The organism is Roseococcus sp. SDR (genome assembly GCF_019083995.1).
GTDB lineage: Bacteria > Pseudomonadota > Alphaproteobacteria > Acetobacterales > Acetobacteraceae > Roseococcus.
Window position 1 is genome coordinate 14,337 of sequence record NZ_JAHRCU010000013.1, and the last position, 14,897, is coordinate 29,233.

At 70.5% G+C, this 14,897-nt stretch carries 15 protein-coding genes and 2 tRNA genes; 13 read left to right on the forward strand and 4 right to left on the reverse strand.

What is annotated here, in order from left to right; genetic code table 11:
- Nucleotides 1-16: 16 nt before the first annotated feature.
- Nucleotides 17-304, reverse strand: coding sequence for a hypothetical protein (locus KTR66_RS15100; protein WP_213613837.1), 288 nt, complete (start codon nucleotides 302-304; stop codon nucleotides 17-19).
- 279 nt (nucleotides 305-583) lie between these two features.
- On the opposite strand from KTR66_RS15100, the gene KTR66_RS15105 reads away from it, so the two are divergent.
- The 5 genes from KTR66_RS15105 (at nucleotide 584) to KTR66_RS15125 (ending at nucleotide 3,590) form a co-directional block, all read left to right on the forward strand.
- Nucleotides 584-790: a hypothetical protein gene (locus tag KTR66_RS15105; RefSeq protein WP_213613839.1), complete on the forward strand. Its 207-nt coding sequence runs from the start codon at nucleotides 584-586 to the stop codon at nucleotides 788-790.
- Nucleotides 791-898: 108 nt separating this feature from the next.
- On the forward strand, nucleotides 899-2,347 hold the full coding sequence (locus KTR66_RS15110; RefSeq protein ID WP_213613840.1) for a hypothetical protein: 1,449 nt from the start codon (nucleotides 899-901) through the stop codon (nucleotides 2,345-2,347).
- Between the two features lie 70 nt (nucleotides 2,348-2,417).
- Nucleotides 2,418-3,074, forward strand: a complete 657-nt coding sequence (locus KTR66_RS15115; RefSeq protein ID WP_213613841.1) for a hypothetical protein — start codon at nucleotides 2,418-2,420, stop codon at nucleotides 3,072-3,074.
- Nucleotides 3,075-3,180: 106 nt separating this feature from the next.
- Nucleotides 3,181-3,384, forward strand: coding sequence for a hypothetical protein (locus tag KTR66_RS15120; RefSeq protein WP_213613842.1), 204 nt, complete (start codon nucleotides 3,181-3,183; stop codon nucleotides 3,382-3,384).
- A complete protein-coding gene (locus KTR66_RS15125) occupies nucleotides 3,381-3,590 on the forward strand; it encodes a hypothetical protein (RefSeq protein ID WP_213613843.1) in 210 nt (69 codons plus the stop codon). The genes KTR66_RS15120 and KTR66_RS15125 overlap by 4 nt, the downstream gene beginning before the upstream one ends.
- Nucleotides 3,591-3,663: 73 nt before the next feature.
- Here KTR66_RS15125 and KTR66_RS15130 read toward each other — a convergent pair.
- From KTR66_RS15130 to KTR66_RS15140, 3 genes are all read right to left on the reverse strand, one after another.
- A tRNA-Asn gene (locus KTR66_RS15130) sits at nucleotides 3,664-3,738 on the reverse strand.
- A 50-nt stretch (nucleotides 3,739-3,788) separates the two neighbouring features.
- Nucleotides 3,789-4,349 carry a chlorite dismutase family protein gene (locus KTR66_RS15135; RefSeq protein WP_249732164.1) on the reverse strand — a complete coding sequence of 187 codons (561 nt, stop codon included), beginning with the start codon at nucleotides 4,347-4,349 and terminating at the stop codon, nucleotides 3,789-3,791.
- 80 nt (nucleotides 4,350-4,429) lie between these two features.
- Nucleotides 4,430-4,503, reverse strand: a tRNA-Cys gene (locus KTR66_RS15140).
- Nucleotides 4,504-4,625: 122 nt separating this feature from the next.
- Between KTR66_RS15140 and KTR66_RS15145 the strand changes: the two genes are divergently transcribed.
- The 8 genes from KTR66_RS15145 to KTR66_RS15180 all read left to right on the forward strand — a co-directional run bounded on the left by KTR66_RS15145 (nucleotide 4,626) and on the right by KTR66_RS15180 (nucleotide 14,455).
- Nucleotides 4,626-5,297 carry a protein-L-isoaspartate O-methyltransferase gene (locus tag KTR66_RS15145; protein ID WP_249732165.1) on the forward strand — a complete coding sequence of 224 codons (672 nt, stop codon included), beginning with the start codon at nucleotides 4,626-4,628 and terminating at the stop codon, nucleotides 5,295-5,297.
- 134 nt (nucleotides 5,298-5,431) lie between these two features.
- Complete coding sequence (locus KTR66_RS15150; protein ID WP_249732166.1) at nucleotides 5,432-6,859, forward strand: TolC family outer membrane protein; 1,428 nt, start codon at nucleotides 5,432-5,434, stop codon at nucleotides 6,857-6,859.
- Between the two features lie 3 nt (nucleotides 6,860-6,862).
- Complete coding sequence (locus tag KTR66_RS25105) at nucleotides 6,863-7,501, forward strand: DUF2497 domain-containing protein (protein ID WP_213613856.1); 639 nt, start codon at nucleotides 6,863-6,865, stop codon at nucleotides 7,499-7,501.
- A 115-nt stretch (nucleotides 7,502-7,616) separates the two neighbouring features.
- Entirely contained in the window at nucleotides 7,617-10,346 is a 2,730-nt protein-coding gene (locus KTR66_RS15160) for a valine--tRNA ligase (protein WP_213613859.1), read from the forward strand.
- A gap of 26 nt (nucleotides 10,347-10,372) precedes the next feature.
- Entirely contained in the window at nucleotides 10,373-12,091 is a 1,719-nt protein-coding gene (gene ilvD, locus KTR66_RS15165; RefSeq protein WP_213613861.1) for a dihydroxy-acid dehydratase, read from the forward strand.
- 121 nt (nucleotides 12,092-12,212) lie between these two features.
- The gene (locus tag KTR66_RS15170; RefSeq protein ID WP_213613862.1) at nucleotides 12,213-13,220 is read left to right on the forward strand and encodes a flagellin; all 1,008 of its coding nucleotides are present in this window, start codon (nucleotides 12,213-12,215) and stop codon (nucleotides 13,218-13,220) included.
- Between the two features lie 68 nt (nucleotides 13,221-13,288).
- Nucleotides 13,289-13,636, forward strand: coding sequence for a flagellar biosynthesis regulator FlaF (locus KTR66_RS15175; RefSeq protein ID WP_213613864.1), 348 nt, complete (start codon nucleotides 13,289-13,291; stop codon nucleotides 13,634-13,636).
- 66 nt (nucleotides 13,637-13,702) lie between these two features.
- On the forward strand, nucleotides 13,703-14,455 hold the full coding sequence (locus KTR66_RS15180) for a glycerophosphodiester phosphodiesterase family protein (RefSeq protein ID WP_213613866.1): 753 nt from the start codon (nucleotides 13,703-13,705) through the stop codon (nucleotides 14,453-14,455).
- Nucleotides 14,456-14,897 lie beyond the last annotated feature (442 nt).

Sequence of the window (14,897 nt, forward strand, 5' to 3'; positions counted from 1 at the left end):
GGATGGGCGGCCTGGGTCACCAGGCGGCAGCCAGCCGATACGCGCTCCAGGCCGCCAGCGCGCCCAACAGCAGGCTTGCCGCCACATGGGTGATGGCCAGGCACCAGAAGGTGATCGGGTGCCGGCTCCGGGTCACGGCGCCGCCCATGGCCGGGACAAGCCCGGTGCGCAGAGCCTCCATGGCGACGAATCCCAGCAACGCGCCGAGGGGGGCGGCGAGCGCCAGGCTGATCAGCCACTGCGCGCCCTCGCGTTCCGCGATGACGGCGATGGCCGCGTAGAGCGCGATACCCAGGCCCGCCACGGGCAGGCCGGTCCTTGCGATCTTGCGAAGTATGGGGCCGGGACCGTCATGCACCCGCGCAGACTGGCCGGCGCGTGATCCGCCTTCAAGGCCCGGAGGCCGTCATGCTACGATCTCCTTCGTCACATGACGCCAGACCGACGCCCCTCCCTGCTCGCATTCCTGACGACGCCGCATGCCTCGTCACCCCGGCGATGGCTGTTCGTCGGCGTTTTCATCGCCGTCATCCTGGGCTTGGGCGCCTTCGGGCTGCTGCCCTGACGAGAGAGGGGGTTCGACTTGGAAGGCGACGTCGCCCGGCTGGACTGGGACGCCTTGATCGGCTGGGCGATGACCGCCGTGCCGATGCTGCTGGTCGTCGGCATCGTCTGGTACCGGCGTTGGCGACGCGACCCAAGGGCGTTCAAGGACCGGCTCGGCACCACCACGCCGGGAACCACCATCCCGGGCTCCTCCACCCACACGCCGCCGAGGGGGCGGATCTGAGCCGCTCGACGCGGGCTGGCGACTGCCCCGGCAGGGGTTTCGGCGCGCATCGGTGCGGTGCAGACTTGGCCCCGTGACGCCATCTCCGCGACGCCAAGGATCGCCCGCATGCCGACTGCGCCCGCACTCGCCACGCTGCTCTCGCTGACGCTTCTCCTGGCCTGGCCCGCCGCGGCCCAGCCGCGCGCCTGCGCGGTGCCGCCCGGGCCTCTCCAGGCGACGCTGTGCCAGGATGACGTGCTGCGTGCCCTGGATGCGCGGCTGCGCGCCCTGGAGCCCGAGGTGGCAGCGGCGGAGCTTCGCCGCGCCACCGTCACCCAGCGTGCCCGCGACTGGCATGCCGCGCTGGCGGCGGAGGCGCCCGACCGGGCGGCGCTGCGCGATGCCTATGCCGCGCGAATCGCCGCGCTGGAGGAGGTGCTGCGCCAGGCCCGTGCGCTGCGCCGGATCGAGCAGCGGCGCGGCGCGGATGGCCGCTTGGTCGCGGCCCCCGGAGGCACGATTCCCCGACCTGCGACGCTGGAGCAACGCTGCCTCGGCGCTGCCCTGCGCGACTGCCGTGTGACGGGCGCGGGCGTCGCCCTGGCCGAGGATGGCCGCACGCGGGTGCTCTGGCAGATCCAGGAGGGTTTCACGGAGGCCGATGGCGTGCGCTCCGGCATCGTCCTGCTGGCCGAGGTGGCGGGCGGCGTCCGCCTGCTCGGCTGGTCCTTCGAGGGGCATGGCTACGAGGCGCCGCGCATCCTGCCGGCGGAAGGCGGGGCGCTGCTGCATGTCCGCGGCCGCGCCGGCGGCATGGGCCGCGCGAATGGAGACCTTCTGTTCCGCAACGGACCCCGCGGCTGGGAGGAAATCGAGACTGAAAGCTGGCGGGCCGCGCTGCCGGGCCGGCTGCCAGCCGGGCTCGAGCTCCGCCAGGCGGTCACCTATGACTTCGAGCAGATGGCCGCCGAGGCGACGCTCGCGCGCCCGGAGGATGCGAATTGCTGCCCCTCGGGCGGCAGCGCGCAGCTCGACTTCCGGATCGAAGGCACGGGCCTCGTGCTGGCCGGCGTGGGGCTGGACGCCATCGCGCGGGCCGTCTCGCCGCGCGCCGCCTCCTGCCCGGCCGAGCGCGCGACCTATCGCCTCGATGCCCCGGCCGAATGGACGCTGGAGCTGCGGCGCGAGGGGCCGCCCGCCTCCGCCGCCTCGGACCTTCTGCTGCGCCTGGTTTCCGGCGCTGGCGGGCGCGAATACTGGTTCCGCTTCGCCGCCGCGCAGGGCTATGGCGGGCTGACCATCTGGCCGGTCGCGGCGCCAGGGCCCGAGACGGCCGAGGATGGCGTGCGCGACCTCGAGACCGACGACGCGATGCGCCTCGATGTCCATCCGATCACCGATGAGCTTGCCATCCTGCCCGATCCGCCGCGCAGCGGCGTCCCGGCTCCGCGGCGGCTTTTCACACCGGCGCTGGGCCGTGCGCTGCACTACGGCGAATTGCCGCAGCAGGCGCAGACCGGCGCGGCGCGCGAGCCGATGCCGCCGGGCTTCTGGGTGCTCTCCGCGTGCCGCTGAACGGCGCCGGGCGGCTGGGGCGCTGGGCTGGGAATCGCCGGGGGCGGGAGGCGGGGCCTTGAACGGGATGATGCAGGGATCGCGGCCGGCCCTGGCCATCGGGCTCGCCATGCTCGTGCTGCTCGGCGGCTTCTATGGAACGCTGGCGGGCGCGCTTGTCGGGCTCGCCGAATTGGTTCGGCTGCCGGCCATCCTGATCGGTGTGGCGCTGGCCTGCCTGGCGCGCGGCGGCACGCCGTTCCCGGCGATTGCGGGATGGTTCGCCATGGGCCTCGTCGCGGCGCTGGTGCTGCGCGGGGCGGTGGCCGCCCTGGGCGCGGCCGAGTGGTTGCCCACCGCCGGCGAGGAACTGACCGGAGCCGACCTCCTGCTCGATGCCGGATGGCTCTGCATCCTGGCCCTGCTGGCGTTCCGCGGCGCTGTCCCGGGGGCCATCCTGGTGGCGATCGTGGCGACGACGCGGGTCGGCGCCTGGGTGGAAATGCCGGCGGCCATCCTCGGCGCGGCGTGGTCCGGCTCCACCAGTGTCATCAGCTTCTCGGCCCTTGGCCTCCAGGCTCTGGCCGGCGTCCTGGCGGCGGGCCTCGTCATGCTTGGCGCCGGTTGGCTGCTGGCGCGCGGCGCCAGGGCCGCGGCAGGGCTTGCGCCGCCCGCGATCCTGCTTGCGGCGCTCGGGCTGATCGCGGCTGCCATGCGCCTGTGGGAGCTGCTGGGCAGCCGGATCTGATCATGCGGGTCAAGGCTGCGACGCTTTGTGCGCGCGGGATCCATGGGCGGGCGGGGAGGCGGCTCCCATCTTGCCGCACGGCAGGGGTTCGCTTTATGTTCCGTCCATGCCGCCGCACCGCACGCCCCCTTGGCTGACGTCCCAAGCTGCCGAGGCGATGCGGCGAGCGGCGGGCCTCGCCTTGGCCCGGCGCCTTGATGCGGCCGAGGAAGCCCGCCGGGTTGCGTGGGCGCTGCATCCGGCCCTGCCGGCGCGGATGATTTCCGAGGCGGTCGAGGCGGTGCTGGAAGCCGGGGAGGGCGGGGTGTGACGGCGCCGGACCTCACGCTGGCCGATTCGGATGATCTGGCCGAGGCTATCGCCTACGCCCTGAGGTTCAACGACCGGGGCAAGCCCCTTGGCTCGCGGACCCGTGACGATCCGGGGGCGGTGGCACGTGGTGTGGTGCTGCACCTGGCCCGATGCGGTTTCGTTGTGCTGAAGAAGCCGCCGATGGCGGCCCACTCAACCGGGTAGGATGGCCGAGCGGAGGGCGCATGCGCAGGCTGAAAGCCACGCGGCCCGGAAGATCAGATTTTCTGTGGGTCAGTGGCTCCGGCGGTAGGATTCGAACCTACGACCAACGGATTAACAGTCCGCTGCGCTACCGCTGCGCCACGCCGGATCACCATGGGCGGGGAACTAGCAGGGGTGGCGCGGGAGCGCAACCGCCCCTCAGCCGAGTTCTCGCACAAGGCGGATTTCCACCTCACGCTCGACGAAATCCCATTCGCGCTGCGCGCGCAGGCGCCCAAGCATCTCGTCGAAGGCCGGCTCGTGCTCGGGCGCGTATTCGAACCAGGTGAGAAAATCGAAGGGCTCGCCCAGTTCGCGGCTGTGGTGCAGGCGGCGGGCCACGGCGGGCAGATAGTCCATGCCGATGGCGATGTGGCGCGACTGAGCCTCCAGCACGGCGCGGCGCTCATCCTGCGCGAGGGACCACCAGGCCTCGTTCTTGCGGATGGGAATGAGCGCGGCGTGCACCGCCTGGGGGCGGGCGAGCCCCTCCTGTCGGGCGGCGAGCGAATCGGCCTCGATTCGTTCGGTGTAGCGCAGGTTCCCGGTGCTGCCGGCGAGCGTCCAGGCGATGGGGCCCGGCGGGGAAGGTGCCGCGGCTTCCTGAACGGCGAGGCGCCGGGCCTCCGGCAGCGGCGCGCCTGACAGGACCCGTTGCCGGAGGACGCGCCAGGGGCCGGCCTCGCCGCCATGGAAACGGACCATCAGGGGAGGGGGCATGGCGGGCTCCTGCGCATCGGCGCGCCCAGCATGCCGGAAGCATGCCCTCGCAGAAAAGAACCTTCGCAGAGAGGGAAGCTTGGAGGTCCGAGGCGGAATTGAACCGCCGTAGCAGGTTTTGCAGACCTGTGCCTGACCACTCGGCCATCGGACCCCAAGGCCCCGCTGTATCGGCCGGGCGGGCCGTCGGGTCAAGGCGGGGTAGGCCCGGGGCGCAAGCTTTCCGCCGCCCGCCGCCCGCCCTATAACGGCACAAAGGCCGGTCAGGAGATGAGGATGCTTGCTTTGGATGTGGATTTCGCCCGGGCACGCCGCTTCATGCGCGATGGGCAACTGACCCCCAATGGCGTGACCGACCCCCTGCTGCTGCAGGCGATGGACGAGATCCCGCGCGAGAATTTCGTGCCCGCCACGCTGCGCGAGCGCGCCTATGCCGATGCCCAGGTGCCGCTGGGCGAGGGGCGGGCCATGCTCCCGCCCATGGTGCTGGCGCGCCTGCTGCAGATGGCGCTGCCCCAGCCGGGCGAGCGCGCCCTCGTGCTGGCTGCGGGCACCGGCTATGGCGCGGCCGTGCTGGCGCGGATGGGCCTTCAGGTGACGGCGATCGAGGCCGACCCCGCGCTCGCCGCCGCCGCCCGCCACGCGCTGGATTTCTCCCTGACCGAGAATCGCCCGGCGGTGCATGAGGGTGACCCGCGCCTCGGCGCCCCGGCGGGCGCGCCCTACCGGCTGATCCTGATCGAAGGCATGGTCACGGAGGTCCCGGCCGCGCTCTTCTCGCAACTGGGCGAAGGGGGGCGGCTGGTCACGGTGCGGCGCGAGGCGGGTCCGGTCGGCCGTGCAATCCTCTTGCGCCGGATCGGCGGCGCGGTCACCGAGGTGGCGGGCTTCGATGCCGCCGCGTCACTCCTGGCCGATTTCGCGCCGGCTCCGGGCTTCGTGCTCTGACGTTTGTGAGTTGTTGACAGGTTTCATTTTGTGACCGGGGGCCCAACCCCGCCTTCGGCCCTTGGCGCGACGCGGCCGGGACGGGCTATACTCACCGGGAAGCTTGAAGGGGACATGGACCGATGCATCTGGGCATGAAGGCGACACTCCTCGCGGCCGCGGCCGTCATCATCGGCACCGCCGGCGGGGCACAGGCGCAGACCCTGCAGGAAGCCCTGGCCGTGGCCTACAGCAACAATCCCACGCTGCTCGCCGCCCGCGCCCAGCTGCGCGGTGTGGATGAAGGCGTGCCCCAGGCCCTGGCCGGCTGGCGGCCCACGGTGGTCATGGCCGGCAGCTACGGCGCGGCGGATGTGCGGACGCGCAGCCAGGTGCAGCAGTTCCGCAGCGACGGCAGCTTCTTCTGGCGTGACCCGGCCTTCCCGCAATCCACCACGATCCGGCAGGAGCGCACGCCGGCCACCGCGACGGTCACGCTGACGCAGCCCATCTACCGCGGCGGGCGCACCACGGCGCAGACCCGCCAGGCCGAGAATCTCGTCCTCGCGCAGCGCGCGCGCCTGATCGCGACCGAGCAGCAGGTGCTGGGCGACGCCGTCTCGGCGTACATCAGCGTCATCCAGAATGGCGAGCTGCTGCGGCTCAACATCAACAACGAGCAGGTTCTCGCCCGCCAGCTGCAGGCGACGAATGAGCGCTTCCGCGTGGGCGAAATCACCCGCACCGACGTGGCGCAGGCCGAGAGCCGCCTGGCCGGCGCCCGCACCGCGCGCGTCCAGGCGGAGGGCAACCTGCAGATCGCCCGTTCCGTCTATGCGCGCGTGATCGGCGAGGAGCCGCGGCGGCTGACCAATCCGCAGCCGCTGCAGCTGCCGGTGCGCAGCCAGGCCGAGGCGCAGTCCATGGCTGTCGCGAGCAACCCCACGGTCGTCGCCGCGCTGTTCAACGCCGCCGCCGCGCGCGACAATATCGATGTCCAGGCCTCGGCGCTCATGCCGCAGCTTTCGGGCAATGCGCAGGCCTTCCGCAACGACAACGCGACGCTGCCGCACACGCGGCAGAATGGCGGGCAGGTGACGCTGAACCTCTCGGCGCCGCTGTATCAGGGCGGCGCCGAATACTCCTCCGTCCGCCAGGCGCGTCAGGTCGCGCAGCAGAACCTCTCGCAGGTGGACGAGGCCCGCCGCTCGGCGGCCGAGGCCGCGGCGCGCGCGTGGGAGACGCTGACCAGCGCCCGTGCGGCCGTGACCAGCGTGCGCGTGCAGATCCGCGCGCAGGAGATTGCCCTCGATGGCGTCCAGCGCGAGGCGATCGTCGGCAGCCGCACCACGCTCGACGTGCTGAACGCCGAGCAGGAATTGCTGAATGCGCGCACCAGCCTGGTGAACGCGCTGGCGCAGGTGGTCACCGGCTCCTATGCGCTGGCGGGCTCGGTCGGCCGTCTCACCGCGCAAGACCTCGGCCTCAATGTCGAATTCTACGACATGACCGCCTATTACCAGGCGGTGCGCAACCGCTGGGCGGGCCTCGGCGACTATTCCAACGCCTCCGCGCGGCGCTGAACCATGTCCGGCCAGAACCCGCCCGGCGCTGCCGACCCCTCGATGGATGATATCCTGGCATCCATCCGCAAGATCCTGAATGAGGAGGAGCCGCCCGCGCCACCGGCCCCGCCGGGCGCCGAGCCGATCCAGTTGACGGCCGAGATGATGATCGCGCCGCCGGAGAAGCTGGCGGGCCCGCCGGAGCCGCACGCGCCGCAGCCCCCGCCGGCCGGCGCGCCGGAACCGCCCCGGGCTGCGCCGTCGCCCCCACCGCCACCCCCGGCGGCGGCCGCGCCGCCACCCTCCCCACCGGAGGCTCGCCCCTCGGCCCCCGCGGCCGCCATCCCAACGCCAACGCGGGTGCCCACGAACATCATGCAGTCCATCCAGCCCAGTCAGGCCCCTGAACCGGCGGCCGCGCCCTCCAACCTGCTGGACCCGCTGGCCGCGGCCGCCGCGGCGGCGGCACTCGGCCAGCTCAGCCGCGCCGTTTCTCAGGAGCGCAGCGCGAGCGTCAGCAAGGGCGGCCCGACCATCGAGGATGTGGTGCGCGAGGAACTGCGCCCTCTGCTCAAGGCCTGGCTGGATGCGCACCTGCCCGCGACGGTCGAGCGCCTGGTGCGTGCCGAGATCGAGCGCGTGATGGCGCGGCAGGCTTAGGCCGCTCCGTGGCGGGGATGGATCGCGCCAGATGAGGCTGAGTTCAGCCCCGCCGGGACGCTGATCCGCGCGATCGGGGCTTGACGCGCCGCGCCGCGCGTTGGACCAGTCCCCCATGCTCGACAAGGCCTTCGACCCCGCCTCCCTGGAAGCGCGCCTCTATGCCGCCTCCGAAGCCTCCGGCGCGTTCAGCGCGGATCCTGCGCGCAATGCCGCGCCCTTCACCATCGTCATCCCGCCGCCCAATGTCACGGGCAGCCTGCATATCGGCCACGCGCTGAACAACACGCTGCAGGATGTGCTGGTGCGCTACCGCCGCATGCAGGGGCGCGACGCGCTCTGGATGCCGGGCACGGACCATGCGGGCATCGCCACGCAGATGGTGGTGGAGCGGCTGATCGGCAGCCAGGGGCTGACGCGCAAGGGCATGGGGCGCGAGGCCTTCCTGCAGCGCATCTGGGACTGGAAGGCCGAGAGCGGCGGCACCATCACCCGCCAGCTCCGCCGCCTGGGCGCCAGCCTCGACTGGCCGCGTGAGCGCTTCACCATGGATGAGGGCCTGTCCAAGGCCGTCATCGAGGTCTTCGTGCGGCTGCACGAGGAAGGGCTGATCTACCGCGACACGCGCCTGGTGAACTGGGACCCGGTGTTCCAGACCGCCATCTCCGACCTCGAGGTCGAGAGCCGCGAGGTGAAGGGCAACATCTGGACGCTGCGCTATCCGGTGGAGGGCCAGCCCGGCCGCTTCATCGAGGTGGCGACGACGCGGCCCGAGACCATGCTGGGCGACACCGCCATCGCGGTGCATCCGGAGGATGAGCGGTTCAAGGATCTGGTCGGCCAGCGCGCCATCCTGCCGCTGACCGGCCGCCTGATCCCGATCGTGGCCGATGCCTATTCCGACCCGGAGAAGGGCACGGGTGCGGTGAAGATCACACCCGCGCATGACTTCAACGATTACGGCGTGGGCCGCCGGCATGAGCTGCCCATGCCCTCCGTGCTCGATGCCGAGGCGCGGATCTGGCTGGACGAGATCGCGGGCGATCTGCGCGCCGTGCCCGGCGTGGCCGATCCGGACTTCGTGCGTGGGCTGGCCGGCCAGGACCGCTTCGTGGCGCGCAAGGCGATCCTGGCGGAGCTGGAGCGGCTCGAGCTGCTCGTGAAGGCCGAGGCGCACACCAACATGGTCCCGCATGGCGACCGCTCGGGCGTGCCGATCGAGCCGCGGCTGACGCTGCAATGGTATTGCGACGCGGCGACGCTGGCGAAGCCCGCCATCGAGGCGGTCGAGACCGGCAAGACCGAGTTTGTTCCCAAGCAGTGGGAAAACACCTTCTTCGCCTGGATGCGCGACATCCAGCCCTGGTGCATCTCCCGCCAGCTCTGGTGGGGGCATCGCATCCCGGCCTGGTATGGGCCCGAGGGCAGCGTCTTCGTGGCGCGGGACGAGGCGGCGGCGCAGGCGGCGGCGCGCGCGAAATTCGGCCGCGACGTCGAACTGACGCGCGATGAGGATGTGCTGGACACCTGGTTCAGCAGCGCGCTCTGGCCCTTCTCCACGCTGGGCTGGCCCGAGAGCACGGCGGAACTGAAGAAGCACTACCCGACCGATGTGCTGGTGACGGGCTTCGACATCATCTTCTTCTGGGTCGCCCGGATGATGATGATGGGCATTCACTTCATGGGCGAAGTGCCCTTCAAGCATGTGGTGATCCATGGCCTCGTCCGCGACGAGAAGGGGGCCAAGATGAGCAAGTCGAAGGGCAATGTCCTCGACCCGCTCGAGCTGATCGACGCGCATGGCGCGGATGCGGTGCGCTTCACGCTGTGCGCGCTCGCCTCGCCGGGGCGGGACATCAAGCTCTCCAAGCAGCGGATGGAGGGGTATCGCGCCTTCGCCACCAAGCTGTGGAACGCGGCGCGCTTCTGCGAGATGAACGGCATCGCGCCCCAGCCGGGCTGGGACCCGGCGAGCGCGACCACGCCGCTGGCGCGCTGGATCCTGGATGGCGCGAACCAGGCGGCGGCCGAGGCGGGCGCGGCGCTCGACGCCTTCCGCTTCGATGACTACGCGGCCGCGCTCTATCGCTTCACCTGGAACAGCTTCTGCGACTGGTTCCTGGAATTCGCGAAGCCCGTGCTGAACGGGCCGGATTGCGCCGAGAAGGACGAGGTGAAGGGCGCGGCCCAGCATGTGCTGGGCGTGATCCTGCGCCTGCTGCACCCGGTGATGCCCTTCGTGACGGAGGAGCTCTGGACGCAGCTGGGCTATGGCGGCACGGCGAGCCTGATCACGGCGCCCTGGCCGGAGGCGAGCGCGGTGCAGGGGGCCGAGGCGGCGCGGGCGGAGCTTGGTTGGGTTACCAAGCTGATCGGCGAAGTGCGCGCACTGCGCGCAGAGATCAACGTCCCGCCCTCTGCTATGCTCCGAGCATCTTTTGCGCCCGATGAAAGCGCAGGGGACAATCAGAACTCCGAGTACTTGGCACGCAATCGCGAAGCGATTGAGCGGATGACGAGAACGACAGGCCTGTTTGAGGACCAGTTCCAAAACGAAGAAGTGCGAGCAATCTTCGCCGAGAGCGCGGTGCCCGTCTTGGTGCCGGGCGGCACCGTCTACCTTCGCCTAGCCGATGTCATCGACCTGGATGCCGAACGCGCGCGCCTCACGAAAGCCCGCACCGCCGCCGCCGCCGAGATCGGCAAGATCGAGAAGAAATTCGCCAATGCCGAATTCATGGCCAAGGCGAAGGAAGAGGTGATCGAGGAGAACCGCGAGCGCCTCGAGAATTTCACGGCCGAGATCGCCCGTCTGGACGCGGCGCTGGCCCGCATCGCAAACTGATTTCCGAGAGACCAAAGGGAACGCCGATGACCAAGTGGGACAAGTCCAAGCTGCCGAGCCGCCATGTGACGGTCGGCCCCGAGCGCGCGCCGCATCGCAGCTACTATTTCGCGATGGGCATGACGCGCGAGGAGATCGAGAGCCCGCTGGTCGGCGTGGCCTCCTGCTGGAACGAGGCCGCCCCCTGCAACATCGCCCTCTCGCGCCAGGCGCAGGCGGCGAAGCGCGGCGTGGCCGCGGCCGGCGGCGCGCCGCGCGAGTTCACGACCATCACCGTGACCGATGGCATCGCCATGGGCCACCAGGGCATGAAGTCCTCGCTGGTCTCGCGCGAAGTGATCGCGGACTCGGTCGAGCTGACGATGCGCGGCCATTGCTATGACGCGCTGGTCGGCGTGGCCGGCTGCGACAAGACGCTGCCGGGCATGATGATGGTGATGTGCCGCCTGAACGTGCCCTCCGTCTTCCTCTATGGCGGCTCGATCATGCCGGGCCGCCATCGCGGTCGTGACGTGACGGTGCTCGACGTCTTCGAGGCGGTCGGCCAGCACGCGGCGGGCAATATGTCCGACGAGGAGCTGAAGGAGCTGGAGGAGCATGCCTGCCCGGGTGCGGGCGCCTGCGGCGGCCAGTTCACCGCCAACACCATGGCCTGCATCTCCGAGGTGATCGGCCTGGCGCTGCCCTACTCGGCCGGCGCCCCTGCGCCCGACACGGAGCGCGACGAATACGCCTACAAGTCGGGCTATGCGGTGATGGACCTGATCCGCAACCAGCTCCGCCCGCGCGACATCGTGACGCGCAAGGCGCTGGAGAATGCGGCGCGCATCGTGGGTGCGACCGGTGGCTCGACCAATGCCGCGCTGCACCTGCCGGCCATCGCCAATGAGTGCGGCATCGACTTCCCGCTCGAGGAAGTGGCCCGCCTGATGCGTGACACGCCGCACATCGCGGATCTCAAGCCCGGCGGCAAGTATGTGGCGCTGGACGTGCACAACATCGGCGGCATCCCGGTCATCATCAAGGCGCTGCTCGATGGCGGCCTGCTGCATGGCGACGCCATGACCGTCACCGGCAAGACGCTGGCCGAGAACCACAAGGACGTGGTCTTCCCGACCAACCAGGATGTGGTGCGCCCCGTCTCCCACCCGATCAGCAAGATCGGCGGCGTGGTGAGCCTCTTCGGCAACCTTGCGCCCGATGGCGGCATCGTGAAGATCGCGGGCATGGAGAAGCTGCGCTTCGAGGGCACGGCACTCTGCTTCGACTGCGAGGAGGATGCCTTCGCGGCGGTGGACCAGCGCGCCTACAAGCCGGGCGACGTCATCGTCATCCGCTACGAAGGCCCGAAGGGTGGCCCCGGCATGCGCGAGATGCTGAGCACAACCAGCGCCATCTACGGCCAGGGCATGGGCGACAAGGTGGCGCTGATCACCGATGGCCGCTTCTCGGGCGCCACGCGCGGCTTCTGCATCGGCCATGTCGGCCCCGAGGCGGCGGTGGGTGGCCCCATCGGGCTGCTGCAGAATGGCGACAAGATCGTGATCGACGCCGAGAAGGGCACGATCGACGTGCTGCTCTCCGATGAGGAACTGGCCAAGCGCCGGGCCGCATGGAAGCCGCGCGGTCACAACTTCAATTCGGGCGTGCTCTGGAAGTACGCGCAGACCGTGGGCCCGGCCCGCCAGGGTGCGGTGACGCAGCCCGGCGCCAAGGCCGAGACGCACGTCTACGCCGATATCTGAGGCCGTGCGGCACGGCCGGATCTCGATCCGGCCGGCTTAACCGTTTCTTGGGCTTTCCCTGGGAAGTTTCGGATGGCGGAGGGATCCCCCCTCCGCCTTTCGAGCAAAGGGAAAACCCCCAATGACGATGAATTCGGTTCAGACCAATATCGGGGCGATGGTGGCGCTGCAGTCGCTCAATCGCACCAATGAGGAAATGGCGGCGACGCAAAAGCGCATCTCCACCGGCTTCCGTGTCGCGGATGCCAAGGATGACGGCGCCGCCTATGCCGTGGCCCAGCGCGTCCGCGGCGACATCGCGGGCCTCGGCGCCGCGAATGAGCAGCTCGGCTCCACCAAGGGCCTTCTCGAGACCACGCTCGGCGCGCTGAACGAGGCGTCGAAGAACCTCACCAAGATCCGCGAGACGCTGACCAAGCTCTCCTCCGACACGCTGAGCGAGTCGGACCGCGAGACCTACACCAAGGATTTCGAGAACCTGGTGAACCAGACCAACCGGGCGCTGGGCGATGCGAGCTACAATGGCCGCAGCCTGCTGGGTTCGCAGGATTCCAACAAGTCGAACGCCAGCACGGCGGTGGATACGGGCGTCGTCCGCAACGAGCGCGGCAACACGCTGAACATCACCGGCGTGGATGCCTCGACGCTGACCTTCGACACGCGCGTGGCGACCGGCGGGCGCGACATCGCCGGCACCTTCGAGAACCCCGTGGCCTTCACCTTCAATGGCGGCACGGCCATGACGTCGGAGCAGGCGCGCGTGATGCTGGGCAATGGCGATGCCAGCGCCACCGGCCCGCTGCAGGACACCATCGCGGCCTATTCGGACGAGGCGAATTTCGGCGGCGGCGCGGCCGCGTCGAACATCAAGACCTTCGCCACGGTGGAGCTGGCGCTGAACACCGCGCTCTCCAAGTTCGGCGCCGATGCGCGTGACATTGACGGCGCGCTCAGCACCAACCGCCAGAAAATGGACAGCATGGAAAGCGGCCTCGGCTCGCTCGTGGACGCGGATCTGGCGAAGGAAAGCGCCCGTCTTCAGGCGCTGCAGATCCGCCAGCAGCTCGGCACCCAGTCGCTCTCCATCGCGAACCAGGCGCCCCAGGCGCTGCTGTCGCTCTTCCGCTGATCGCCTTCAGCGCCATCGGGCTGGCAAAACGCCGCCCGGCTCAGTCCTTGTCCTGACCAGAGGCCCTCATGCAAGCCGTCACCGCCTCCCACCCCGATGCCGCCGCCGCCTATCGCCAGCGCCGCACGCCGCGCCAGATGGAGGCCGAGGTCTTCGTCCGCGCCAATCGCAGCATCCGCGAGGCGCTGGCCGAGCAGAGCCCGACCGCGATCGCCCGTGCCCGCGCCGATAACCGCCGCCTCTGGGATGTGGTTCTGGGCCTGGTGATGGACCCCGCCAACCAATTGCCCGCGCCGCTGCGCAGCCAGGTCGCCTCGCTGGCCCATGCCGTTCTGCGCGAATGCGAGAGCGAGCAGGCCGACCTCCAATTCATCTCCGAAATGAACGACGCCATCGCCGGCGGCCTCTGGAACTGACGCTCCACAGCTTTCCGGGCCCGCCCGGCTTGACGGAACGCTCCGGTCTTGGAACAGCTTCGCGCCATGGACCGCACAGAGATCGCGAGCCACAGGGGGGGCGCCTTCCTTTGGCCTGAGAACAGCCTGCTTGCCTTTCGCAAGGCGCTCACCTGGCCCGCCGAACAGATCGAATTCGACGTCCACGCCAGTGCCGAGGGCGAACCCGTCGTCATCCATGACGCGACGCTGGACCGCACCACCGATGGCTCCGGCCCGGTCGTGGCGATGCCGTGGGGTGAGTTGCAGCGGCTGCGCGTGAAGGGAACGGGGGGCGAGTGCCTGCCGCATCTCAGCGAGGTCGCCGCGCTGATCGGCCCCTCGGCGCAGCGCCTGCGTCTTGAGGTGAAGGCCGATGCGGAAAAGCGGCCCTATCCGGGCCTTGTCGCGCGCTGTGGGCGCCTGCTGGACAGCCTGGGCCTCAAGCCGCGCACCATCATGATGAGCTTCGAGCGGCCTTCCGTCGCGGAATGCGCTTCGGTCGGCGGGTTCGAGCAGGTGGTCTGGCTGGTGGATGGCCCGACGCTGCATGGCACCGCCACGGCCGAACTGGTGCGCGAATGCGAGGCGCTGGGTGCGACCGAGATCGGCGTGCATGTGAAGGGCGCCACCGAGGCGCTGCGCGACGCGCTGCGCGCGAAGGGCCTCAGGCTTTCCGTCTGGGGCGCCAATCATGGCGACACCATCCACCGCGCGCTGATGTTGGGTGTGGATGTGCTGGCGACCGACGATCCGCCCCTCGCCATAGAGTTGCGGCGCAGCGTGAAACGCATGGGCTGAGCCGGCCCGCGCCCCCGCCTGATGCCGGGGGCTCCCTTCCTCCTGGCGCGCAGCAGGGCCGCTTGTCAGCCTTCCCGTCAAAAGGAGGCGACATCCTGCGCAGCATGCTCTTCCGCTGCGGGATCATGCTCGTCGGCTCGGCCCTGGGCGCCGTGGCCCAGACGACGCTGCTCTCGGGCGCACCCCTTACGCGATGGGCATGGCGCCGGTGCGGCGCTGCTGCGTCATCGGCGGCCGCGCCGGGTGGGCCGGTGAGCGGTGGCGCTGGAGGCCTGTCTGGTGTCGGCGGGAGGGGCGGCTCGGGTGGGGCCGGCGGCGGGGGCGGCAGCGCTCGACGGGGCGGCGCTGGGAGGGGGCTCGCCGGGCGGGTGACGCTGCCGCTTGCCGCGGCGCGGGGGGCTGAGGGAAGATGCGGCACCATCGGCACAACAGGCCCATGGGC

What these genes read in the sequence shown, in the direction of transcription:
- KTR66_RS15145 (WP_249732165.1), top strand. Translation starts at nt 4,626, where the DNA reads ATGCTTGCTTTGGATGTGGATTTCGCCCGGGCACGCCGCTTCATGCGC.
- KTR66_RS15110 (WP_213613840.1), top strand. Translation starts at nt 899, where the DNA reads ATGCCGACTGCGCCCGCACTCGCCACGCTGCTCTCGCTGACGCTTCTC.
- KTR66_RS15175 (WP_213613864.1), top strand. Translation starts at nt 13,289, where the DNA reads ATGCAAGCCGTCACCGCCTCCCACCCCGATGCCGCCGCCGCCTATCGC.
- KTR66_RS15115 (WP_213613841.1), top strand. Translation starts at nt 2,418, where the DNA reads ATGCAGGGATCGCGGCCGGCCCTGGCCATCGGGCTCGCCATGCTCGTG.
- KTR66_RS15170 (WP_213613862.1), top strand. Translation starts at nt 12,213, where the DNA reads ATGACGATGAATTCGGTTCAGACCAATATCGGGGCGATGGTGGCGCTG.
- KTR66_RS15180 (WP_213613866.1), top strand. Translation starts at nt 13,703, where the DNA reads ATGGACCGCACAGAGATCGCGAGCCACAGGGGGGGCGCCTTCCTTTGG.
- KTR66_RS25105 (WP_213613856.1), top strand. Translation starts at nt 6,863, where the DNA reads ATGTCCGGCCAGAACCCGCCCGGCGCTGCCGACCCCTCGATGGATGAT.
- KTR66_RS15150 (WP_249732166.1), top strand. Translation starts at nt 5,432, where the DNA reads ATGAAGGCGACACTCCTCGCGGCCGCGGCCGTCATCATCGGCACCGCC.
- KTR66_RS15120 (WP_213613842.1), top strand. Translation starts at nt 3,181, where the DNA reads ATGCCGCCGCACCGCACGCCCCCTTGGCTGACGTCCCAAGCTGCCGAG.
- KTR66_RS15160 (WP_213613859.1), top strand. Translation starts at nt 7,617, where the DNA reads ATGCTCGACAAGGCCTTCGACCCCGCCTCCCTGGAAGCGCGCCTCTAT.
- ilvD (WP_213613861.1), top strand. Translation starts at nt 10,373, where the DNA reads ATGACCAAGTGGGACAAGTCCAAGCTGCCGAGCCGCCATGTGACGGTC.
- KTR66_RS15135 (WP_249732164.1), bottom strand. Translation starts at nt 4,349, where the DNA reads ATGCCCCCTCCCCTGATGGTCCGTTTCCATGGCGGCGAGGCCGGCCCC.